Origin of the sequence: Pseudomonas sp. KCJK9016 (genome assembly GCF_046231795.1) — a bacterium.
Taxonomy (GTDB): Bacteria; Pseudomonadota; Gammaproteobacteria; order Pseudomonadales; family Pseudomonadaceae; genus Aquipseudomonas; species Aquipseudomonas bananamidigenes.
Window position 1 is genome coordinate 232025 of sequence record NZ_JBJJMM010000003.1, and the last position, 21000, is coordinate 253024.

The 21000-nt window shown below is 60.1% G+C and carries 21 protein-coding genes and 1 pseudogene; 8 read left to right on the forward strand and 14 right to left on the reverse strand.

The features are described 5' to 3' along the window. Window positions 1–2: 2 nt before the first annotated feature. Window positions 3–1811, reverse strand: a complete 1809-nt coding sequence (locus ACK6BI_RS04165) for a cytochrome c biogenesis protein DipZ (RefSeq protein WP_409316100.1) — start codon at window positions 1809–1811, stop codon at window positions 3–5. A 43-nt stretch (window positions 1812–1854) separates the two neighbouring features. Continuing rightward, window positions 1855–2373: a peptide-methionine (R)-S-oxide reductase MsrB gene (gene msrB / locus ACK6BI_RS04170; RefSeq protein WP_409316101.1), complete on the reverse strand. Its 519-nt coding sequence runs from the start codon at window positions 2371–2373 to the stop codon at window positions 1855–1857. 151 nt (window positions 2374–2524) lie between these two features. Here msrB and ACK6BI_RS04175 point away from each other — a divergent pair, with 151 nt between their 5' ends. The 3 genes from ACK6BI_RS04175 (at window position 2525) to ACK6BI_RS04185 (ending at window position 5577) form a co-directional block, all read left to right on the forward strand. After that, window positions 2525–3241, forward strand: coding sequence for a response regulator transcription factor (locus ACK6BI_RS04175; RefSeq protein WP_409316102.1), 717 nt, complete (start codon window positions 2525–2527; stop codon window positions 3239–3241). Beyond that, on the forward strand, window positions 3238–4758 hold the full coding sequence (locus ACK6BI_RS04180) for a sensor histidine kinase (RefSeq protein ID WP_409316103.1): 1521 nt from the start codon (window positions 3238–3240) through the stop codon (window positions 4756–4758). Before ACK6BI_RS04175 ends, ACK6BI_RS04180 begins: the two co-directional genes overlap by 4 nt. A gap of 114 nt (window positions 4759–4872) precedes the next feature. Then, on the forward strand, window positions 4873–5577 hold the full coding sequence (locus ACK6BI_RS04185; RefSeq protein ID WP_409316104.1) for a hypothetical protein: 705 nt from the start codon (window positions 4873–4875) through the stop codon (window positions 5575–5577). Window positions 5578–5646: 69 nt separating this feature from the next. Here the strand turns inward: ACK6BI_RS04185 and ACK6BI_RS04190 are convergent, their stop codons facing one another. The 11 genes from ACK6BI_RS04190 to hmpA form a co-directional block, all read right to left on the reverse strand. Next, window positions 5647–6138, reverse strand: coding sequence for a RidA family protein (locus tag ACK6BI_RS04190; RefSeq protein WP_065261336.1), 492 nt, complete (start codon window positions 6136–6138; stop codon window positions 5647–5649). A 199-nt stretch (window positions 6139–6337) separates the two neighbouring features. After that, the gene (locus ACK6BI_RS04195; RefSeq protein ID WP_260520920.1) at window positions 6338–6652 is read right to left on the reverse strand and encodes a DNA-binding transcriptional regulator; all 315 of its coding nucleotides are present in this window, start codon (window positions 6650–6652) and stop codon (window positions 6338–6340) included. Beyond that, entirely contained in the window at window positions 6649–6993 is a 345-nt protein-coding gene (locus ACK6BI_RS04200) for a toxin (RefSeq protein ID WP_065261338.1), read from the reverse strand. Before ACK6BI_RS04200 ends, ACK6BI_RS04195 begins: the two co-directional genes overlap by 4 nt. 125 nt (window positions 6994–7118) lie before the next feature. Then, entirely contained in the window at window positions 7119–8006 is an 888-nt protein-coding gene (gene cyoE / locus ACK6BI_RS04205) for a heme o synthase (protein WP_039765651.1), read from the reverse strand. A 10-nt stretch (window positions 8007–8016) separates the two neighbouring features. Further along, window positions 8017–8352 (reverse strand): cytochrome o ubiquinol oxidase subunit IV, encoded by a 336-nt coding sequence (gene cyoD / locus ACK6BI_RS04210; RefSeq protein WP_065261339.1) that lies wholly within the window; start codon window positions 8350–8352, stop codon window positions 8017–8019. Then, window positions 8352–8978, reverse strand: a complete 627-nt coding sequence (locus ACK6BI_RS04215) for a cytochrome o ubiquinol oxidase subunit III (RefSeq protein ID WP_065261340.1) — start codon at window positions 8976–8978, stop codon at window positions 8352–8354. Before ACK6BI_RS04215 ends, cyoD begins: the two co-directional genes overlap by 1 nt. A 3-nt stretch (window positions 8979–8981) precedes the next feature. Beyond that, window positions 8982–11012, reverse strand: coding sequence for a cytochrome o ubiquinol oxidase subunit I (cyoB, locus tag ACK6BI_RS04220; RefSeq protein WP_065261341.1), 2031 nt, complete (start codon window positions 11010–11012; stop codon window positions 8982–8984). Window positions 11013–11015: 3 nt separating this feature from the next. Next, window positions 11016–11957 carry a ubiquinol oxidase subunit II gene (cyoA, locus tag ACK6BI_RS04225; RefSeq protein WP_260520921.1) on the reverse strand — a complete coding sequence of 314 codons (942 nt, stop codon included), beginning with the start codon at window positions 11955–11957 and terminating at the stop codon, window positions 11016–11018. Window positions 11958–12780: 823 nt separating this feature from the next. Continuing rightward, a complete protein-coding gene (locus ACK6BI_RS04230; protein WP_065261343.1) occupies window positions 12781–13290 on the reverse strand; it encodes a disulfide bond formation protein B in 510 nt (169 codons plus the stop codon). Window positions 13291–13315: 25 nt separating this feature from the next. After that, window positions 13316–13876 (reverse strand): ester cyclase, encoded by a 561-nt coding sequence (locus tag ACK6BI_RS04235; protein ID WP_409316105.1) that lies wholly within the window; start codon window positions 13874–13876, stop codon window positions 13316–13318. A gap of 236 nt (window positions 13877–14112) precedes the next feature. Then, window positions 14113–15294: an NO-inducible flavohemoprotein gene (gene hmpA, locus ACK6BI_RS04240; protein WP_409316106.1), complete on the reverse strand. Its 1182-nt coding sequence runs from the start codon at window positions 15292–15294 to the stop codon at window positions 14113–14115. 163 nt (window positions 15295–15457) lie between these two features. Here hmpA and norR point away from each other — a divergent pair, with 163 nt between their 5' ends. From norR to ACK6BI_RS04265, 5 genes are all read left to right on the forward strand, one after another. Beyond that, window positions 15458–17014, forward strand: a complete 1557-nt coding sequence (gene norR, locus ACK6BI_RS04245; protein ID WP_409316107.1) for a nitric oxide reductase transcriptional regulator NorR — start codon at window positions 15458–15460, stop codon at window positions 17012–17014. A 128-nt stretch (window positions 17015–17142) separates the two neighbouring features. Next, complete coding sequence (locus tag ACK6BI_RS04250; RefSeq protein WP_065261347.1) at window positions 17143–18045, forward strand: chemotaxis protein CheV; 903 nt, start codon at window positions 17143–17145, stop codon at window positions 18043–18045. 27 nt (window positions 18046–18072) lie between these two features. Continuing rightward, a complete protein-coding gene (locus ACK6BI_RS04255) occupies window positions 18073–18531 on the forward strand; it encodes a GNAT family N-acetyltransferase (RefSeq protein ID WP_409316145.1) in 459 nt (152 codons plus the stop codon). A 61-nt stretch (window positions 18532–18592) separates the two neighbouring features. After that, on the forward strand, window positions 18593–18910 hold the full coding sequence (locus tag ACK6BI_RS04260; RefSeq protein WP_409316108.1) for a hypothetical protein: 318 nt from the start codon (window positions 18593–18595) through the stop codon (window positions 18908–18910). 87 nt (window positions 18911–18997) lie between these two features. Continuing rightward, window positions 18998–19747 (forward strand): YkgJ family cysteine cluster protein, encoded by a 750-nt coding sequence (locus tag ACK6BI_RS04265; protein ID WP_409316109.1) that lies wholly within the window; start codon window positions 18998–19000, stop codon window positions 19745–19747. Here ACK6BI_RS04265 and ACK6BI_RS04270 read toward each other — a convergent pair. Beyond that, a pseudogene (locus ACK6BI_RS04270) lies at window positions 19744–20745 on the reverse strand (methyl-accepting chemotaxis protein); the annotation flags it as partial. The gene ACK6BI_RS04265 and the pseudogene ACK6BI_RS04270 sit on opposite strands and share 4 nt — an antisense overlap. Between the last annotated feature and the right edge of the window lie 255 nt (window positions 20746–21000).

Genomic DNA, 21000 nt, shown 5'->3' on the forward strand with positions numbered 1-21000 from the left:
GATCAGCCGAAGGTAAAGGCGTACGCCGACACGCCCGGGTCGAGAAACTCGATGCTGAAGGTTCGGTCCCTCACCCCATTGGTCTGCCGCACCAGTTGATACAAACGCTGCTCGGTCACGCGACCAGTGCCATCAGGTGCCACGTCGACTCCGTGGGCGTCGCCGGGCGCCTGACCGTCGATGGTCACTTTGAAGCGCACCGGTTTGCCGTCCGTTCCCGGACCCAGCACAAGATGCAGATCGCGGGCATGGAAGCGGTACACGATACGGCTGGCCGGCGCGCTGGCGGTGGCGCGCTCGGCACCGACTGCCCATTGCCCGCCCAGGCTCCAGTCATTCAGAGCCAGATTGGTCGGCGCCGCATAAGCCGCCACCTTGTCAGGCACGAGGCTGGTTTCCGGTACGAAATGTTCTGCACGCTGGTAGCCGACGTAGGTTTCCGGCGACAGCACCTGATTCATGTCCGGCGCCAGTTGCACACCTTGGGCATCGGCATTGATCAGACCGTCGGCAACAGTTTTCGCACCGGACTCACGCAGCAGTTGCTGGATGACCCGTTCCGATTCGGCGTAGTCCCCTTCGCCAAAGTGGTGGTAACGAATGCGCCCCTGGGCGTCGGCAAAGTAATGCGCCGGCCAGTATTCATTGCTGAAAGCACGCCAGATCCTGTAGTCGTTATCGATGGCCACCGGGTAGTTGATGCCCAGTTCCTTCATGGCTTTGGTGACATTGCCTACATCACGCTCGAAGGCAAATTCCGGTGCATGCACGCCGATCACCACCAGCCCCTGATCCTTGTACTTCTCGGCCCAGGCCTTGACGTAAGGCAAGGTGCGCAGGCAGTTGATGCAGGAGTAGGTCCAGAAATCCACCAGCACCACCTTGCCCTTCAATGCCTGAGTATCAAGCGGCGCGGAATTGAGCCACTGCACCGCGCCATCGAGCGGCGGCAACTGGCCTTCGACCGGCAATGAGCCCGGTGCCTTCGCAGACATTTTCATCGCACCGCCAGCCGCCATCATGCTGCCGTTCGCCGCGTCATCCGCTGTGGGAATCTGCGCCATCATCGTGCCGTTACCCTGGGGGGATTTTCCCGAAAGCCTGCCGACCAGGGCCTGCTCCAGCCCGCCCGTTGAAGCCGTCGAAACCCGCGCCAGAATCCCGGTATCGAGACCCAGCGCAATGGCGGCCACGCCAGCCAGCATCGCCGCACCGAGCCCGCGACGGATCCACTCGCCGGTGCCGATCGAACGCTTCATCAGCGCAAAGACCTTACCGCCCAGCAGCAGCGCCGCCGCCAGCGACGTAGCCGCGCCCGCCGCGTAAGCGAGCAACAACAGCGTGGTGGCGATGCTTGCCCCTTGCAGTGCGGCACCGGTCAGAATCAGTCCGAGGATGGGCCCGGCGCACGGCGCCCACAGCAGCCCCGTGGCGACACCGATCAGAAACGACGCGCCGGGACGCGGACGATTGTCCTGGCTGGCGGCCTCCGACAGGCGACTGCCGGCGGACACCAGCGGCCGGGTCAGGCGCTCGGCCAGACGCGGCAGCAGCAAGGTCAGCCCGAACAGTGCAACGAACAGCAACGCGAGCCAGCGACCGTACTGATTGACTTGCACCACCCAACCGCCGCCCACCGCCGCCAGTGTCGCGACGAGGGCGAAGGTCAGTGCCATCCCGGCCAACAGCGGCAAGCCACTCTTGATAAACGGCTGCCCGGTGCGAGCGAAGACAAAAGGCAGTACCGGCAGGATGCACGGGCTGACGATCGTCAGCACACCGCCGAGATAAGCGAGAACCAAGAGCCACATGGTGTCGTCCTGTAGTGAGTGAAGATTGCGGGCGAGCCACGACTCAAACCGCCACGGGTTTGAAGGTCATGGCCAGGCCGTTCATGCAGTAACGCAGGCCGGTGGGCTTGGGGCCGTCGTCGAACACATGGCCGAGATGGCCGCCGCAACGCCGGCAGTGGACTTCCTCTCGGGTCATGCCGAAGGAGCGGTCCTGGCGCGTGGCCACGGCGTGTTCCAGCGGCGCCCAGAAACTCGGCCAGCCGGTACGGCTGTCGAACTTGGTGTCCGACGAAAACAGCGCCAGCTCGCACCCGGCGCAGGCAAACGTGCCGGCCCGGTGTTCATTGTTGAGCGGGCTGCTGTAGGCGCGCTCGGTGCCCTCATTGCGCAGTACGTCGAATTGCTCGTCAGTGAGCAATGCGTGCCATTCACTGTCGCTATGGGTCACTTCAAAAGCTTCGTCTGCATAGGCCTCAGCGGCCAGCGCCGAACCCGTGGATAACTTTGGCAATACACCGGCCAGCAGTGCTGCAAGCCCCAGCCCACCGCCCGTTGCCAGAATCTGTCGCCGTGAAAACATGGCCGTCTCCCAAAATTCCAGATGCCTGTCGTGGAACACAGCCTAGGCTTGGGTTGATCGCCAAATCCTCACGGGAAGTTAAACAATTCGTGATAACTCGCCCGGAGGAAAACCCGCACAATGTGCACATTGCGCCGAAGGATTGAGCTTCATGGAACAGACCAAACGCGTCCTGGTGGTCGAGGACGACCTGCACATCGCCGACCTCATTTGCCTGCATCTGCGGGATGAGCAATTCGAGGTGGTCCACAGCGCCGACGGCGATGATGGCATGCGCCTGCTGCAGCAGGGCCACTGGGATGCGCTCATCCTCGACCTGATGCTGCCCGGGGTGGATGGCCTGGAAATCTGCCGCCGCGCCCGGGCCATGGCGCGCTACACACCGATCATCATCACCAGCGCCCGCTCCAGCGAACTGCACCGCATCCTCGGCCTTGAACTGGGCGCCGACGATTACCTCGCCAAACCGTTTTCGATGCTTGAACTCGTCGCCCGGGTCAAAGCCCTGCTGCGCCGGGTGGACGCCATGGCCCGCAACCTGAAGATGGACGCCGGCAGCCTGAGCCTCGACGGCCTGACCATCGACCCGATCACTCGTGACGTGGCCCTGAACGGCCAACGCCTGGACCTCACCCCGCGGGAATTCGACTTGCTTTACTTCTTCGCCCGCCAGCCGGGCAAGGTGTTCTCGCGCATGGACCTGCTCAACGCGGTCTGGGGCTACAGCCACGAAGGTTACGAACACACGGTCAACACCCACATCAATCGCCTGCGCGCGAAGATCGAGGCCGATCCGGCCCAGCCCGTGCGCATCCTCACGGTGTGGGGCCGTGGCTACAAATTCGGCACGAGTACAGAACAACCATGAAACTGACCCTGACGCAGCGCCTGTCACTGGTATTCGCCGTGTTGCTGCTGGCGTGCTGCGGCACATCGGCATGGTTGCAGGTGCGCTCCAGCCAGATGCACGAGCTGGAGGTGGTGCAGGGCCTGTCCCGTGATCTGGCGCAACACATCGCCCACGACACGGTGCTGATGGACAGCAACGGCCTGATGCCCGGCGCGGTGCGGGAGCTGTTCAGCCAGTTGATGCTGGTCAACCCGAGTGTCGAGGTGTACCTGCTCGACACCGAAGGCCGGAGCGTCGGCAACGCGGCGCCGGAAGGACGCCTGCGCCGGCAGTCCGTCGATCTGCAACCGATCCGGCGACTGCTCGACGAACAACCGCTGCCGATCCTCGGCGACGACCCGCGCAGCGCCGATGGCCGCAAGGTCTTCAGCGCGGCGCCGTTGCAGGTCAACGGCAAGCCGGCCGGGTATCTTTACGTGGTGTTGCTCAGTGAAGCCCACGATCGCTTCGCCGAACGCGGGGCCACCAGCGCAGCGCTGAATACGGCGCTGCTGTCGATCGGGCTGGCGGCGTTCCTGTGCCTGATTGCCGGTCTGACAGCATTCAACCTGATCACCCGGCCGCTGCGTCGGCTGACCGAAACCGTGAGCCGGTTCGATATCGACGGTGCACCGCAATCACTGCCAGTCGTGCCGACGCCTGTGGACAAGTCCGCCGACCCGGACGAAATCGCCGTACTCGACGCGGCGTTCCGACAAATGCAAAACCGCCTCGGCGAACAGTGGCGCTCATTGACCCGCCAGGACCAGGAACGCCGGGAACTGGTGGCGAACATTTCCCATGACTTGCGCACGCCGTTGGCTTCGCTGCACGGTTATCTGGAAACACTGTCGCTCAAGGACGCCACACTGTCTGCCGAAGAACGCCGTCGTTATCTGGGGATCGCCCTGGACCAGAGCCGCAAGGTCGGCGGACTCGCGCAGTCATTGCTGGAACTGGTGCGCCTCGAACATGGTTTTGTGCAGCCGATACTGGAGAAATTTTCCCTGACTGATCTGGTCCAGGACATCTTCCAGAAATTCGAACTCGGCGCCGAAGCCCGGAACGTCGAACTCAAGGCCAGTTTCAGCGCCAACCTGCCGACCGTCTGCGCCGACCTGGGGTTGATCGAACGAGTGCTGACCAACCTGGTCGATAACGCCTTGCGTCATACGCCGCCAGGGGGCGAAATCGGACTCGGCCTGAGCCCCCAGGGGTCACGGGTTGAAATCACCGTCAGCGACACCGGCCCCGGCATCGCCGCTGAGTTGCGTGAAGGTTTGTTCCTGCGTCCTTTCAATATCGGTGGTGCGCGACGGGATGGCGGACTCGGCCTGCGGATCGTGCACCGGATCCTGCAACTGCACGGGAGCGAGATCCGCTTGCTGGATATCGCCGGGCGCGGGGCGACCTTTCGTTTCTCGCTGCCAGTGGATCAACAGGACGCCGAACAATGGATCATCCGTTCGATGAACCTGAACTCGCCGGGCAAATGATCCCCATCGGGCCGTTGCTCCGTGACAACACCGCCCCGCTCCCCTAAATTAGTCGGCCTGAAAAAGCCCCATGCTTTCTCGTCTTATCCCAAGTTAAAAAGTAGTGAAATTTCAATGTCCGATTTCAACACCGCTGAATCCGTAGTCACCCTGTCGTCCAAAGCGGAATACGAAAACTCCATCAATCTTTCACAACACATTCCACAAGCGAAGATCATCAGCGAGATGGTGCTCGACGCATTCCAGTCGACCCGCGAGAGCGAGCAGATCCGCGAACTGCGTGCCGCGATCCGTCAGGCTCACGACCGCTTCGATGACGACCAGGCCTACGAGCTGATGGGCCAGCTCAAGCGCCTGAAGGACGCCGAGGCAGCCGACATTGCGGCGCTTGAAGACCTGAGCAGCAAGTTTCCGATCAGCCGCATCCTCTCCAGTTTCAAGGACGATCCGGCGTTCCAGGAAATCGTTTACGGTCTGGCCCTCAAGGTACTGAACCAGACCCACCAGGCCATCAGTAATCCGAGCGGCGGCAAGAGCAAGGCTGCCCGCGCCAGGAAAGACGTCGAAGTGTTCAGCATCAGCAAGGACGGCATCAGCGTGACCCTGCCAATGCGCACGCCGCGTTCGCGTCTGAGCGTGGATCGCGAAGCACTGGAATTCCTCGGTTTCACCTTTGTCGGCGAAGGCGAAGAAGCGGAAATCGAGGGCGAAACCTTCGTCGACAACAGCGGTACCGAACACGCGATCAACCGCAAGAACATCATCACCGCCCTGCAGCAGCAGACCGCGTTCGACGGTTACAGCATCGCCGCGCAATAAAACCGGCGCAGACAAAAAAGCCCCGCTCTGAATCTCGGGCGGGGCTTTTTGTTGTTCGGCTTTCAGCGATTACGTCGAAGGATGCACGGCTGCGATCATGTCGACTTCGATGGCCGCGTTTTTCGGTAACTGATAGACACCGACAGTGGTGCGCGTGTGTCGCCCGGCATCACCCAATACATGACTGAAAACGTCCGATGCTCCGTTGGCCACTTCGCTCAGGTCAACAAAGTCCGGGGTCGACTTCACATAGACCGTGACCCGCAACAGCGCCCTGACCTTGTCCAGCGAACCGATCGCATCGACAATGAACGCCAGGCAGCGCATGGCGCTGATGCTCGCGGCAGCCTGGGCGTCCTCAAGGGTCAGCTCCAGCCCGACCCGGCCGGGATACTGAATCTTTCCTTCCGTACGCGGCACCATACCGCTGATGTACAGCTCATCGTGATGACGCACCAACGGCGAGTAATTGCCGCCCACGGTGTTCTCGCCATTGATGTCGTAATTCAGCTCTTTTGCCAGGGCAATGAAACGTTCGTCGCAGGTCATCCTCTCAGTCATTTCGCCCAGCCTCTTGATCTATGCGTGAAGAATTGCAGATTACGACAGTCGGGCGCCGAGCAGTGCATAGCGCCATAACTGACAGGTTTGGATCCAAATCTAGGGCTTTTGCCGAAACACTGCAACCTGTGGTGGCTTGTACAAAAAAGCCCCGCACGACATTAAGCGTGCAGGGCTTTACGCAGACTTCGAAACGACTCTAAACAGCGCTCAATCGCTCAACCATATCAGGGAATTTTTCCACCAAACGGATCAGCAAGGCAGCTTGAGCGTTGGGCTTGGATTTCTCCTGTTCCCAGTTTCTAAGGGTGCTTGGACTTGTCCTGATTCGTCTGGCAAAAACGGCCTGTGACATGTGCAGTTTTTCCCGTAACGCTACGATTTCCCGAGCACCGACTTCAGGAGCTGGTTTCTCCTCAAGTGTCGTATTACGTAGCGTGATTTTTCCTTCGCGTTGAGCCGCCATCTCATCAACGCCCTGCATCAACTCTGCAAACAGGTCGCGTTTTTTCATGGGGTACCTCGTGTTTTCAACTCTTTCTCTATAGCTCCCTTGAGCGCCTTCTCTTGCTCGGCGGTCAAATTCTCAAGCTCATCTTTGTCATAAATCGCAAACATCCAGAACTGGCCATCATTCATAAGCCAATAATAGATAACTCGCAAGCCGCCTCGCCTACCCTTGCCACGACGAACATCAACCCAACGCAGTTTTCGGAAGCCGCCTGTTCGTGGCATGACATCGCCTGCATGTGGATTGCTTTGCATGTAGGTCTGCAGCTCACGATATTCGTCGTCCGTGAGGTAATGACCCAGGTTTGCGGTGAATAGTGTGGTTTCAAAGAATACTGTTCTCATTCAAAAACTATAAGCAAATTGCCTATAGCTGAACAATAAACACCTTTCGCGGCGAATAAACAATTCTCAACAAAAAACCCCGCTCATCTCTCGATGAACGGGGTTTCTCGTACAGCGTTCGAACCTTACGGCGCGTACGTCAGCAGCAGCTCGGTCGGCACCTTGAAGTCCAGGGACATCATGACGCTCAACGCGGTGATGGTGAAGATCGAGAACACGAACAGCTTGCGTGCCCAGACCGTGTCATCCACCGCCTTGTAGCCGGTCCAGGCCATGTACAGCCAGTACATGCCCATGGCCGCGGCGACGGCGAGGTAGCTCATGCCGGCGTAGCCGCTGAAGGTCAACATCAGGGTCGCCACGAGGAAGGCCAGGATGTAGAACAGGATGTGCTTCTTGGCCACCTGGATTCCGCGCTTCACTGGCAGCACCGGAATCGATGCGGCCAGGTAATCGTTGAAGCGGAAGATCGCGATGGCGTAGGAATGCGGCATCTGCCACAGGCTGAACATCACCAGCAGGGTCAGCGCGGCCATGTCGAAGCTGTTGGTCACGGCCACGTAACCGATCACCGGCGGCATGGCGCCCGACAGACTGCCCACCAGCGTGCCGTGAACCGACTTGCGCTTGAGGTACAGGCTGTAGAAGCCGACGTAGATGATGAAGCCGATCACGGCGAACAGGGCAGCCAACGGGTTGGCCACCTTGTACAGCAGCGCAACGCCGGCGACACCCAGGACGGTCGCATAGACCAGGGCCAGTTTCAGGGAGATAAGGCCCTGGACCAGCACCCGGTTTTTGGTGCGCTCCATCTTCAGGTCGATGTCGCGGTCGATGCAGTTGTTGAACACGCAACCGGAGGCCACGACCAGGGACGTGCCGATCATGGCGGCCAGGAACACCGCCAGATCCACATGCCCTTTCGAGGCCAGGAAGAACCCGCCTGCCACAGAAAGCACGTTACCGAAAATGATCCCCGGTTTGGTGATTTGGATAAAGTGCTTGAGCGACATCGGGTCTACCTCACTTCGCCATCATGAACGTATGGATGCTGAACATGATCCACAGCGACAGGCCGACCAGCAGCAGGATCACGATGGCCGTAAAGACGAACGCGATCACGTTGTTACGCTGAGCCACGGAGCGGTCCAGGTGCAGGAAGTAATACAGGTGAACGATCACCTGGATCACTGCGAACAGCAGGACGATTGCCAGCGTGGTGGACTTCGGCAGGGTCGGGAACATCACCAGGCCGAACGGGATGACGGTCAGGATCACCGACAGGATGAAGCCGATGGCGTACGACTTTACGCTGCCGTGGCCAGCATCATGGCTGTCATGGGAGTGTGCATTAGCCATTACAGGGTCCCCATCAGGTAAACAACGGTGAATACGCAGATCCACACCACGTCCAGGAAGTGCCAGAACAGGCTCAGGCAGCTCAGACGGGTCTTGTTGGTCGCCGTCAGGCCGTGCTTGTTGACCTGGTACATCATGATGCCCATCCAGATCAGACCTGCGGATACGTGCAGACCGTGGGTACCGACCAGGGTGAAGAACGCCGACAGGAAGCCCGAACGGCTAGGACCGAAGCCCTCGGAGATCAGCAGATGGAACTCGTTGATCTCCATGGCGATGAAGCCTGCGCCGAGCAGGAAGGTCAGGAACAGCCAGCCCAGAACCTGCTGCTTTTTACCTTTGTACAACGCCAGCATGGCGAAGCCGTAGGTGATCGAGCTGAACAACAGCAGAGCGGTTTCGCCCAGCACGTATGGCAGTTCGAAGATGTCGTGGCCCGACGGGCCACCGGCAACGTTGTTTACCAGTACCGCGTACACCGCGAAGATCGACGCAAACAGAATGCAGTCGGTCATCAGGTAGAGCCAGAAACCGTATACGGTCATCTCGCCCGAGTCGTGGTGATGGTCGTCATGCCCATGGTCATGGCCATGGGCGTGTCCAGCATTGGTCACTAAGTTCGACATTGTTTAAGCCTGTTCCAACTTGGTTTCAACACGGGTCGCGGAAGCAGGGATCTTCCCGGCCGCTACCAGACGCTTGTGCTGCTCGGCTTCGATGCGTTCGATCACGTCGACCGGCACCATGTAGCCTTGATCGTCACGTGCAGCGTGAATCACGAAGTAGATGACAGTGCCGGCCAGGCTGGCGATCGCCAACCACCAGATGTGCCAGATCATCGCGAAACCGAACACGGTCAGCAGTGCGCCCATCACCACGCCAGTGGCGGTGTTGTTCGGCATGTGGATCGGCTCGTACTTGGCCGGAGTCTGGTACGCGGTACCGTTTTCCTTGGCTTCGGTGAACGGGTCGATGCAGTCTGCCTTTGGCAGCACGGCGAAGTTGTAGAACGGAGGCGGCGACGAGGTCGACCATTCCAGGGTGTGGCCGTTCCACGGGTCACCGTGTTCGCACATGTTTTCCGGCTTGTTGCGGTCACGCACCGAAACGTACAGCTGGATCAGCTGGCAGGCGATACCCACGGCGATCAGGATCGCACCGAACATGGCAACGTACAGGTACGGTACCCACTCAGGGTTGGTGGTGGCGTTCAGACGACGGGTCATGCCCATGAAGCCCAGAGCGTAGAGCGGCATGAACGCGACGAAGAAGCCCGAAATCCAGAACCAGAACGCTGCTTTACCCCAGCCTTCGTGCAGCTTGAAGCCGAACGCTTTCGGGAAGTAGAAGCCAAAACCTGCGATGTAGCCGAATACCGCGCCGCCGATGATCACGTTGTGGAAGTGCGCGATCACGAACAGGCTGTTGTGCAGAACGAAGTCGGCACCCGGGATGGCCAGCAGTACGCCGGTCATGCCGCCGATGGCGAAGGTCACCATGAAGCCCAGGGTCCACAGAACCTGGCTGGTGAAGCGCAGACGGCCCTGGTAGATGGTGAACAGCCAGTTGAACAGTTTCACACCCGTCGGGATGGAGATCAGCATCGTCGCCAGACCGAAGAAGGCGTTGACGCTGGCACCCGAACCCATGGTGAAGAAGTGGTGCAGCCAAACCATGAAGCCCAGTACCGAGATCGCGCCCGAAGCGTAGATCATCGAGTGGTGGCCGAACAGTTTCTTGCCGGTGAAGGCCGAGACCACTTCCGAGAAGATACCGAAGGCCGGCAGGATCAGGATGTAAACCTCAGGGTGGCCCCATGCCCAGAACAGGTTGACGTACATCATTGGATTGCCACCAAGTTCATTGGTGAAAATGTGGAAATCCATGTAACGGTCAAGGGTCAGCAGTGCCAGGGTCGCGGTCAGGATCGGGAACGAAGCCACGATCAGAACGTTTGCCCAGGTGCAGGTCCAGGTGAAGATCGGCATGTCCATCAGTTTCATGCCAGGGGTACGCATTTTCAGCACGGTAGCGAGGAAGTTGACCCCCGTTAACGTTGTCCCGAGACCGGATAGCTGTAGCGCCCAGATGTAGTAGTCCACCCCCACCCCAGGGCTGTATTGCAGACCCGACAGTGGTGGATAGGCAACCCAGCCGGTCTTGGCGAATTCGCCGACGCCCAGGGAAACGTTGATCAGCACGACGCCGGACACCAGCAGCCAGAAGCTCAGGGAGTTCAGGAACGGGAACGCAACGTCGCGAGCACCGATCTGCAGCGGCACTGCAAGGTTCATCAGGCCGGTGAAGAATGGCATCGCCATGAAGATGATCATGATCACACCGTGAGCGGTGAAGATCTGGTCATAGTGTTCAGGTGGCAGGTAGCCAGGCGAACCCTCGGTGGCCATGGCCAGCTGGGTACGCATCATGATGGCGTCGGCAAAGCCACGCAGCAGCATGACCATGGCAACGATGATGTACATCACACCGATTTTCTTGTGGTCGACCGACGTCAGCCACTCGGTCCACAAGTAAGTCCACTTCTTGAAGTAGGTGATTGCAGCGAACAACGCCAGACCACCGAGCGCGATCATCGAGATGGTGACCATCACGATCGGCTCGTGGAAAGGGATCGCTTCCCAACTTAATTTACCAAACATCGTTTACTCCTCTGCCCCGGCAGCTGAATGCGAATTCGAGTCCATATCCGTTGCCGCCACTTCTTTCTCTTTCTTCTCGTGCTTCAGCGGCTTGCCCGGTTTCATGCCTTCGTACTTGTCGACGATGGTCTGGAACAGGTTCGGCGCGACCGAGGAGTAGAGCTCGACTGGATTGTTCTGGCTTGGCTTGGCAAGGGCTGCGTATTCAGCTTGTTCAAGCTGTTTAGGTGCCTTTTTGACTTCACTTACCCAGGCGTCGAAATCTTCCTGAGAAGTTGCGATCGCTTTGAATTTCATACCGGTGAAACCAGCGCCGCTGTAGTTGGCGGAGATACCGTCCATTTCAGCGTTGCGGTCAGCGATCAGGTGCAGCTTGGTGGTCATGCCCGCCATCGCGTAGATCTGGCCGCCCAGACCCGGGATGAAGAACGAGTTCATCACCGCGTCCGAAGTGATCCGGAAGTTGACTGGCGTGTGCGCCGGGAACACGATCTTGTTGACCGTGGCGATGCCTTGTTCCGGGTAGATGAACAGCCACTTCCAGTCCAGCGCGACCACTTCGATGGTCACAGGCTTGACGTCGGATTCGATCGGACGATACGGATCCAGCGAGTGGGTCGACTTGTAGGTGATGTAACCCAGGGCAATGATGATCAGGACCGGGATGGTCCAGACGGCCACTTCGATCTTGGTCGAGTGCGACCATTTCGGGGTGTAGACGGCGTTCTTGTTGGAGGCGCGGTACTTCCAGGCGAACAGGAAGGTCATGACGATGACCGGCACAACGACCAACAGCATCAGCAGCGTGGCGGTGATGATCAGGTTGCGCTGTTCCAGGCCGACCTGGCCCGTTGGATTGAGCAAGGTCATGTTGCAGCCTCCCAGCAACAACGTGCCGAGCAGCGGCACTAGGCCTAGTAATCTGGGGTACCTGTTTTTACTCATCTCACGACCTCTAAAGCAGCTTGCGCAATGCAGTTGGGTTTTGATCGCCAACACTTCACCCTGCCAAGGGTTGGCATTTTCTTTGGATTGAATAAGGGCCGCCCGTCGCGCGTCAGACGCTCGACAAATCCTGGGACAGCGGTCAGTTCTTATTCGAATTCGTGGTCAAAGGCCTTGTTACAGACCAATTCCATTTGGTGCGGAAAGTTGGAAGGCACCGACACCTGGGTGTCTCGCAGGCCTTTCGGCCCCTCGACACCCGACTTCCTGCTCAGTTCCTTAATAAGGTTGAACAGTGCCGGGAATTCAGTGCGGGCGATTGTAGTTAGGTAGCGCCCTGGACACCATGTCTTATCCCGAAATAATTTTTATCGCTCCGAGCAACAATCCATCACCGTTTTTGCAAAAGTTCCGCATGTTATCGAAATCGATTCTCAACAAAAACACCAAAAAATGTAGGTGTACCTGGCTCGGATCAGACAGTTCCGAAGACTTTTTCTGACACCGTGAAGCGCTTAAACCCCGATAACCCAAGGGCTTTGGCCAATTGCCAGCAGTTGTTAAAACTGCCTGTTCCGGCACGAGCGTGCGAAAACCGAAAAACCCTGAAACAGACCAATCCTTTTTTGTAACAACACTCCAATCCAGGCCCGCGAAAGGCACTGCGACGCATCGTGTGTGACAACATGTCGCACACCTGCCGCACCCTCCCTTGCCCTTCGTCACGGTGTTTTCACAAAGACTCTGAAATGCGAAACGCCCCGATTTCCATCACGGCAAATCGGGGCGTTCCTGATATCGGCGCATCGTCCGAAAAGTTGATTCAGCGCAATGCCTTTCGGTTACGCGAGGTCAGCAGAGGTACCAGAATCACCACCAGCACGAAGGCCACCAGTGCCCATTGCGCCAGCGACAGGCCAAGGATCGGCGGGTACGGCGTCGAGCAGAAACCGTCGACCTGGAAGCCCAGCGGGAAGATCTTCGCCAACGGCAGATCATCGACGATCGGTTGCAGCACATCGATGCCGCAACTCACCGCCGGGTAGAACTGGGTGTACACGTGATGCCCGGCGACGCCGGCTCCGGCAATCGCACAAATCACCACCAGCACTTCGAACACGGTGATGCTGCGGCGAGTGCGCATGGCCGCACCGATGAACGCGAACAGTGCGATCAGCAGCAAGGCATAACGCTGCAGGATGCACAGCGGGCACGGTGCTTCGCCCAGCACGACCTGCATGTACAGCGCGCCCCCGATCAACGCCAGGCAGATGACGCCCAGCAACACCAGATAGCGTCGCTCACGTCCCAATCGAATCGTTTCCTCGCTCATCGCGTTTCCCTTTCTAGTCCATGGTTCAGCTGGCCGGCGCCTGCGCTTGCAGTTGCGCCATGAGGCTGATGTTGTCTTCGATATGCCAATTGGCCGCGATGCGACCGTTGTCGATCTGATAGATATCGGTTGCCCGGAAGTCTACACGCTGGCCCTGCCCTTTGAGAGCCTTGAACGTACCGGTGAAATGCCCGCGAAAGTGCAGATGCACGACCACGCGATCACCGGCGACGATCATTTGCTCGATCTCGCAGCTCAGGTCCGGCACCGCCGTGCGAAAGAACTTCGACGCCAGCAATGGTCCCGTCGGCCCTTGCACCCGGCCTTCCGGCGGGGTCTTGTCGACAAACTGCGGCGACAGGGCAGCGGTGGCCAACGCTTCCTCGCCACTGTTCCAGAAACTGCCGTAACGTCGCGCCGCCAGTTCCATTGCATCACGCTGGGCCTTGGGCAGGCTCTGATCGACGATCAGGCTCTGCGGCTGGATCAACGTGGACTCGGCAAAGGCAAATGGACTGGACAGCAAGGCAACCGACAGGCCCAAAGCGGCCAGGCTGATACGGCGAGTGGAAGCGAAGTGCGACATGGGGGCGATCCTGATCAAGTAAACGAACGAGCGCCTATCATCAGCATCGGGGAATAAACGATAAACCGGTTAAGAAAGGATTAACCTTTAAACAGAATTTAAGAATCAGGACCGTATAACGGCCAATCGCGAGCAGGCTCGCTCCCACCAGAATCGATGTCGTACACAAAATCTGTGAACAGCACCAAACCTGTGAGAGCGAGCCTGCTCGCGAATGAAGGCGACTCGGTTCCGAATTATTCCAGAGCCGCCGCCGGCCCGAAGAACTCATACCGGCTCTGCTTCTCCGGCACGCCCAGCACCTTCAAATGACGCTTGATCGCGGCCATGAAGCCTTTCGGCCCGAGGAAGTAGGCGTCCACGTCACGCTGTTCCGGCAGCCACTCGCCCAGTTGTTCCTGGCTCAGCAGCCCGACCTTGTCCGCTGCCGGGCTCACGCCATCATCTTCGGCGTAGCAATAAAAACGCTTGAGCTGCGGATGACGCTCGGCCAGCCTGTCGACCCAGTCACGGAACGCATGCACGCTGCCATTGCGCGCACAGTGAATGAAATGCACCGGACGCTCGGTTTCCAGCGCCGCTTCCAGCATCGCCAGGGTTGGAGTGATACCAACGCCGCCGCTGATCAGCACCAGCGGTTTGTCGCTCGCCGTCAGAGTGAATTCACCTGACGGCGGGAACAGCTGAATGCGGGCGCCGACGTGCAATTGATCGTGCAGATAATTGGAGGCGCGACCACCCGGCTCACGCTTGACGCTGATTCGGTACTGGCCCTTGTTGGCCAGAGCGGAAAGCGAGTAGTTACGGCGGATTTCTTCGCCATCGAGCACCAGCTTCATGCCGATGTACTGCCCCGGCTCGGCGGCGAGAATCGGACCTTTGTCCGCCGGCTCGAAGTAGAACGAAATGATTTCCGCACTTTCCTCGACCCTGGCCGCGACGATGAACTCCCGAGCACCGCGCCAGCCGCCGACGGCCTGTTCTTTCTGGTCGTAGATGGCGGCTTCGGCACCGATCAGAATCTCGGCCAACTGGCCATAGGCCGCGCCCCAGGCGCTCATCACTTCAGGCGTGGCAATCTCATCGCCCAGTACTTCGGAAATGGCGCGCAGCAGGCAGGTACCGACGATCGGGTAATGTTCCGGCAGAATCTGCAGTGCCACATGCTTGTTGATGATCTTCGCCACCAGATCACCCAACTGGTCGAGCTGGTCGATATGGCGGGCATACATCAATACACCGTTGGCCAGAGCGCGAGGCTGGTCGCCGCTGGCCTGGTGCGCCTGGTTGAACAGCGGGCGGACTTGCGGGTACTCCGAGAGCATCATGCGGTAGAAATGAGTGATCAGCGCTTCACCGCCGCTTTCGAGCAGCGGCACTGTGGATTTGACGATGGCACGATCCTGAACGCTAAGCATAAGGGTGACTCCTGAGCTTTCTCTAAAAGTGCCTTAACCTTTTCAGTTATCGTGCCAAGTAAATTTTCCATATAAATCAACAAGTTGAAATTTATGTAGTCAAATCGACACAAGCACCTCTATAGTCGCTTCGACTACAACGTGTCCCTTTGACTACAAGCCCATGTCCGCCAAATCCCTGCTGACCGCTCTGCTGCCGCTGGTTTCCGACCTCTCCCGCGAATTGCCCGAAGGCGAGCGCTACCGCCGCCTGCTCGAAGCCATGCGCGCCCTGCTACCGTGCGATGCCGCTGCGCTGCTGCGCCTCGACGGCGAATGGCTGGTGCCGTTGGCGGTGGACGGGTTGAGCACCGACACCCTCGGCCGGCGCTTCAAGGTCAGCGAGCATCCGCGCTTCGCAGTGCTGCTGGCCGGCACCGGGCCGACCCGATTCGCTGCCGACAGCGAATTGCCCGATCCCTATGACGGACTGGTCGACGGCCTCGACGATCACCTCGAAGTCCACGATTGCCTCGGCTGCCCGCTGTTCGTCGATGAAAAACTCTGGGGCCTGATCACCCTCGACGCCCTCGACCCCGAGCGCTTCGAGCCCATCGAACTCGACGCCCTGCAAGCCTTCGCCAGCCTGGCTTCGGCCACGGTCAACGCCGCCGAACGCATCGAGCGTCTGGCGATCCGCGCCGAAGACGAACACCAGCGTGCCGAGGTCTATCGCCAGGCCAGCGGCCAGCAGAACCGCGAAATGATCGGCCAGAGCAAGGCCCATAAACGACTGGTGGAAGAAATCAATCTGGTGGGCGGCAGCGACCTGACTGTGTTGATCACCGGGGAAACCGGGGTCGGCAAGGAGTTGGTGGCCCAGGCGATCCACGCCGCCTCCCCGCGTGCCGACAAACCGATCATCAGCCTCAATTGCGCGGCCCTGCCGGACACGTTGGTGGAAAGCGAACTGTTCGGCCACGTGCGCGGCGCCTTCACCGGTGCCACCAGCGACCGGCGCGGCAAGTTCGAACTGGCCAATGGCGGTACGCTGTTTCTTGACGAGGTCGGCGAGTTGTCGCTCACCGTGCAGGCCAAGCTGCTGCGCGTGTTGCAGAGCGGCCAGTTGCAGCGTCTGGGGTCGGACAAGGACCATCAGGTCGACGTGCGCCTGATCGCCGCAACCAACCGCGACCTGGCCGAGGAAGTGCGCAGCGGTCGCTACCGCGCCGACTTCTACCATCGCCTGAGCGTGTACCCGTTGCGAGTGCCGGCATTGCGGGAACGGGGTCGCGATGTGTTGCTGCTCAGCGGCTTTTTCCTTGAACAGAACCGCTCACGCATGGGGCTCAACAGCCTGCGCCTGAACAGTGACGCCCAGGAAGCGCTGCTGGCCTACACCTGGCCGGGCAACGTGCGGGAACTGGAACACCTGATCGGGCGCAGCGCACTGAAAGCGCTGGGCAACTGCAAGGTACGACCGAAGATTCTCAGCCTGGGCGCGATGGATCTCGATCTGCCACGCGAGGTTGTGGATAACTCGCCGGAACCCACCAGTACCGTCGTCGCGATGCCGTTGATCTCCGGGGATCTGCGCGCGGCCACCGAGCAATATCAGCGGCAATTGATCAGTGCTGCACTTGAACGTAATCGTGACAACTGGGCCAGCGCCGCCCGCGAACTGGGGCTGGATCGTGCGAATCTGGGGCGACTGGCTAAGCGGCTTGGCCTGAAAAGCTGAAAGATCCGGCATCAGAACGCCATCCGACAACTAACCTAAAGCCCGACCTTTTGACGCCGATAACCCGGCATCACTCGTTTCTGGCGATTTTCACCCTCGCCCATCACCTTTTTTCGCAGAAGGTTTTTATGTCTTCCAACAAAGCCCGCGCAGATTCACTTTCGCTTCTGCTGTTTACCTTGCGCAGCGGCAAGCTGATGGCGATCAACCTGCTGAAAGTCAGTGAAATCATCCCCTGCCCGCCACTGACCAAGCTGCCGGAGTCGCACCCGCACGTCAAAGGGATCGCCACCCTGCGCGGCAACTCCCTGTCGGTGATCGATCTGAGCCGGGCCATCGGCGAACGACCGCTGGAAGACCCGAACGGTGGCTGCCTGATCGTCACCGATGTCAGCCGTTCGAAGCAGGGTCTGCACGTGCAGGCGGTGAGCAAAATCGTGCATTGCCTGACCACCGACATCAAACCGCCGCCGTTCGGCTCTGGCGGTTCCCGCGCCTACATCACCGGCGTGACCTCGGTGGACGGCACGCTGGTGCAAGTGCTGGACATCGAGAAAGTCATCCACGGCATCGCGCCGGCGCAGATCGACATGGCCCCGACCGAGCTGAGCATGGAAGACGCCGAAGTGCTGGGCAACGCGCGGATTCTGGTGGTCGACGACAGCCAGGTGGCCCTGCAGCAATCGGTGCACACCCTGCGCAACCTCGGCCTGGAATGCCACACCGCTCGCAGCGCCAAGGAGGCCATCGACTGCCTGCTGGACCTGCAAGGCACGGCGCAGCAGATCAACCTGATCGTCTCCGACATCGAAATGTCCGAGATGGACGGCTACGCCTTCACCCGGACCCTGCGCGAGACCCCGGACTTCGCTCACCTTTACGTGCTGCTGCACACCTCGCTGGACAGCGCGATGAACAGCGAAAAGGCCCGGCTCGCCGGGGCCAACGGCGTGCTGACCAAGTTCTCCTCGCCGGAGTTGACCCACTGCCTGATCGAAGCGGCCAAACACGTCGCCGCTCAGGGCTACTGAATCTTGAGCGAGACGTTCTGCTATCTGATGCGGCGCGACCTGAGCCAGGACGTGCCGGCCATCGAATGGCCGCAAGGCATCGAACTCACCACGTACAGCCGCGAACAGGCGGCCGCCGTGCATGAACTGATGCAGGCCGGTTACCGCGAAGGCGGCGGTCGGGTGCCGGTGCTGGACCTCTGGCAACAGCAGTTTGAAAACGATCCGGAGTACGATCCGGCACTGTGCTTCATCGCCAGCGATGCCGAAGGCGTCATCGGCGTGGCGCAATGCTGGACCAGTTCATATATCAAGAACCTCGTGGTGCATCCTCGGATGCAGGGTCGCGGACTGGGTAAAGCGTTATTGCTTCACGCCTTCAAGGTATTTCAGGATCGACGCGAAGGCTTTGTCGATCTGAAGGTATTGGAGGACAACCTGCGGGCCCGGAACTTGTATGAAAAGTCTGGAATGTATGTGGTCCGCCGGGAATTGGTGCCGGACTGACAAACTAAAATCCTGCGGCATACTCAAACTCTGGCGATCAACCTCCAGGGAAGCCCCGACCATGAAACGCCTCGCCCTCTCCGTGCTGTGCCTCATCGCTCCACTCGCCCATGCCTCCAGTCCCGACGCCTGGGCCGCCTACGACAAAACCGTGCTCGCCGGTTGCACCAGGGCCAGCGGCCTGAAGGGTGCCAAACCGGTCGGCAACGCCGCGCAATTCGATGACCGGGTCGGCTACACCGCGCTGTTGCTGCAAGGCCAATACCCGCAAAAACACATGAAAGGCCAGCAAGGTACCGAGCTGTGCCTGTACAACAAGAAGTCGAAAACCGCGTACGTCACTGAGTGGGACTCGATCCGGCCGACCGCCAGACCCTGAACGAATGGCGCACAACTTGCTTCAATCCGGACCTGCACGGCGGCTTTATGTCGCCGATTCACACCCTGATTGAAGATTGCCCGTTCAATGAATACGACCTTTTCCTGCGTAGGTTGCGGCAAGTGCTGTACCGATCACCACGTGCCCCTGACCCTCGCCGAAACCCGCATGTGGGCGGCCGACGGCGGTCAGGTGATCGTGTTGGTGGAAGCGTTTCTCGGCAACGGCCTGGGTTTGCCGGCGCAACAGCGTGAGCATGCAGAACGTCGCTCGGCGGTGGTACGCAGCGGAACGTCCGACGCCCATGTGGCGATCACCTTCGCCGCCTACAACGTCGGCCCCTGCCGGAATCTTGACGAAGACAAGCGGTGCCGCATCTACGAACGCCGGCCGCTGGTGTGTCGTATCTATCCCGCCGAAATCAATCCGCACATCCCGCTGAATCCTGCCGCCAAGGACTGCCCGCCGGAATCGTGGGAACAGGGGCCGGAGCTGATCGTCGGTGGCGAACTGGTGGATCAGGAACTTGTTACGCTGATCCAGCGCTCCCGTCAGGCGGATCGCGACGACATCCGGATCAAGGATGCGATCTGTGGACAACTGGGGATTCGTACCACCGCGCTCAAGGGCGATGGGTTTACCGCGTATCTGCCGGATATGGGCGTGTTTGCGTCGGTGATCGATCAGATCACCGCGCAGCCATTGAGTGAAACCTCCAGCGAATGGCTGTTTCATCTGTCTGGTGATGATGTGGCCGGGCAAGTGCGGGCGGCCGGCGCACAAGTGGTCACCGAACCGCCGCAGACCTACGCGTTCATTTCCCTGCGCGCGGCCTAGGATCCCTGCCGCCGCCCCCAGAACTCCTGCGCCAGCGAGCGCAGATCCCCCGCCAGCCCGGCCACGTCCTGTGAGTTGAGCTGGCTCTGGCGCCCCTCATCCACCGTCAGCTCACACGCCGTGCGAATGCTGACGATGTTGCGGTTGATGTCCTCGCTCACCGCGCTCTGCTCCTCGACTGCTGCGGCAATCTGCAGGCTCATCTCGGTGATCTGCTCGACACGCCCATTGATCCCGTCCAGTGCCCGGGCCGCACGCTGGGCCTGTTCGACGCTGTTATCCACATGCTCGCTGCTCTGCTGCATCACCAGCACCGCATCCCGCGCGCCATTCTGCAGGGTGCTGATCATCCGCTGAATCTCGTTGGTCGACTGCTGGGTGCGCTGGGCCAGCCCCCGCACTTCATCGGCCACCACCGCAAACCCACGCCCGGCATCCCCGGCCCGGGCCGCTTCGATTGCGGCGTTGAGTGCCAGCAGGTTGGTCTGCTCGGCGATGCTGCGAATCACCTCCAACACCCCGGAGATCTCGCTGCTGTGGCCTTCCAGTTGATGAATCACCTCGGTCGCCCGGCCCAACTCCTCAGCCAGTCTCAACACTGCACTGCGACTCTCGCCCACCAGCAGATGACCTTCTCGGGTTTCCGTCCCGGCCATATCCGCCGCCACCGACGCCTGCTGCGCATGGCTGGCGACCTCGGCCACACTGGCCGCCATCTGATGAATCGCCGCCGCCACCTGATCGGTTTCCGCCTGCTGCGCCAGGGTGCTGGTATGACTGCTGTGCAGATGATCGACCAGTTGCGCCGCATGCCCGGCCAGCCGTTGCGACGCATCGCCGATCCGCCCGACCACCGCGCCAACCTGGGCTTCGAGCATCTGCAAGGCGAACTCGATCTGCCCGAACTGATCCCGCCGCCCGGTATAAATGCCCTGGCTCAACGGATTGTCGGCAATCAGTTTCGCGCGTTCGGTCAGTCGCGCCAGCGGACGCAGCAACCAACCCACACCCAGCGCGCACGCTCCACTGCTGGCGACCCACGCAGTGGCTTCGATACCCATGGCCTCCGGCCGCAGCCAGGCTTCAATCCCCAGCACCGCTGCCAGCACCGAACTGGTCAACGCCACAATCCGCGCCCGCAAGCCCAACACCGGCAGCCGCCCCCAACGCGACACCCGCCCCTCGCGCAATTGCGCGTAGGCCCGTTCCGCCGCAGCGATCTGCCGGGCATCCGGGCGCGTACGCACCGACTG

Excerpts from the sequence above, each read along its gene's own strand:
- ACK6BI_RS04185 (WP_409316104.1), top strand. The coding sequence starts at position 4,873 with ATGTCCGATTTCAACACCGCTGAATCCGTAGTCACCCTGTCGTCCAAA.
- ACK6BI_RS04230 (WP_065261343.1), bottom strand. The coding sequence starts at position 13,290 with ATGAGCGAGGAAACGATTCGATTGGGACGTGAGCGACGCTATCTGGTG.
- ACK6BI_RS04180 (WP_409316103.1), top strand. The coding sequence starts at position 3,238 with ATGAAACTGACCCTGACGCAGCGCCTGTCACTGGTATTCGCCGTGTTG.
- ACK6BI_RS04190 (WP_065261336.1), bottom strand. The coding sequence starts at position 6,138 with ATGACTGAGAGGATGACCTGCGACGAACGTTTCATTGCCCTGGCAAAA.
- ACK6BI_RS04260 (WP_409316108.1), top strand. The coding sequence starts at position 18,593 with ATGAAACGCCTCGCCCTCTCCGTGCTGTGCCTCATCGCTCCACTCGCC.
- ACK6BI_RS04200 (WP_065261338.1), bottom strand. The coding sequence starts at position 6,993 with ATGAGAACAGTATTCTTTGAAACCACACTATTCACCGCAAACCTGGGT.
- ACK6BI_RS04165 (WP_409316100.1), bottom strand. The coding sequence starts at position 1,811 with ATGTGGCTCTTGGTTCTCGCTTATCTCGGCGGTGTGCTGACGATCGTC.
- ACK6BI_RS04215 (WP_065261340.1), bottom strand. The coding sequence starts at position 8,978 with ATGTCGAACTTAGTGACCAATGCTGGACACGCCCATGGCCATGACCAT.
- ACK6BI_RS04250 (WP_065261347.1), top strand. The coding sequence starts at position 17,143 with ATGTCTTCCAACAAAGCCCGCGCAGATTCACTTTCGCTTCTGCTGTTT.
- cyoB (WP_065261341.1), bottom strand. The coding sequence starts at position 11,012 with ATGTTTGGTAAATTAAGTTGGGAAGCGATCCCTTTCCACGAGCCGATC.
- ACK6BI_RS04235 (WP_409316105.1), bottom strand. The coding sequence starts at position 13,876 with ATGTCGCACTTCGCTTCCACTCGCCGTATCAGCCTGGCCGCTTTGGGC.
- msrB (WP_409316101.1), bottom strand. The coding sequence starts at position 2,373 with ATGTTTTCACGGCGACAGATTCTGGCAACGGGCGGTGGGCTGGGGCTT.
- cyoA (WP_260520921.1), bottom strand. The coding sequence starts at position 11,957 with ATGAGTAAAAACAGGTACCCCAGATTACTAGGCCTAGTGCCGCTGCTC.
- ACK6BI_RS04255 (WP_409316145.1), top strand. The coding sequence starts at position 18,073 with ATGCGGCGCGACCTGAGCCAGGACGTGCCGGCCATCGAATGGCCGCAA.
- cyoD (WP_065261339.1), bottom strand. The coding sequence starts at position 8,352 with ATGGCTAATGCACACTCCCATGACAGCCATGATGCTGGCCACGGCAGC.
- ACK6BI_RS04195 (WP_260520920.1), bottom strand. The coding sequence starts at position 6,652 with ATGAAAAAACGCGACCTGTTTGCAGAGTTGATGCAGGGCGTTGATGAG.
- ACK6BI_RS04265 (WP_409316109.1), top strand. The coding sequence starts at position 18,998 with ATGAATACGACCTTTTCCTGCGTAGGTTGCGGCAAGTGCTGTACCGAT.
- hmpA (WP_409316106.1), bottom strand. The coding sequence starts at position 15,294 with ATGCTTAGCGTTCAGGATCGTGCCATCGTCAAATCCACAGTGCCGCTG.
- cyoE (WP_039765651.1), bottom strand. The coding sequence starts at position 8,006 with ATGTCGCTCAAGCACTTTATCCAAATCACCAAACCGGGGATCATTTTC.
- norR (WP_409316107.1), top strand. The coding sequence starts at position 15,458 with ATGTCCGCCAAATCCCTGCTGACCGCTCTGCTGCCGCTGGTTTCCGAC.
- ACK6BI_RS04175 (WP_409316102.1), top strand. The coding sequence starts at position 2,525 with ATGGAACAGACCAAACGCGTCCTGGTGGTCGAGGACGACCTGCACATC.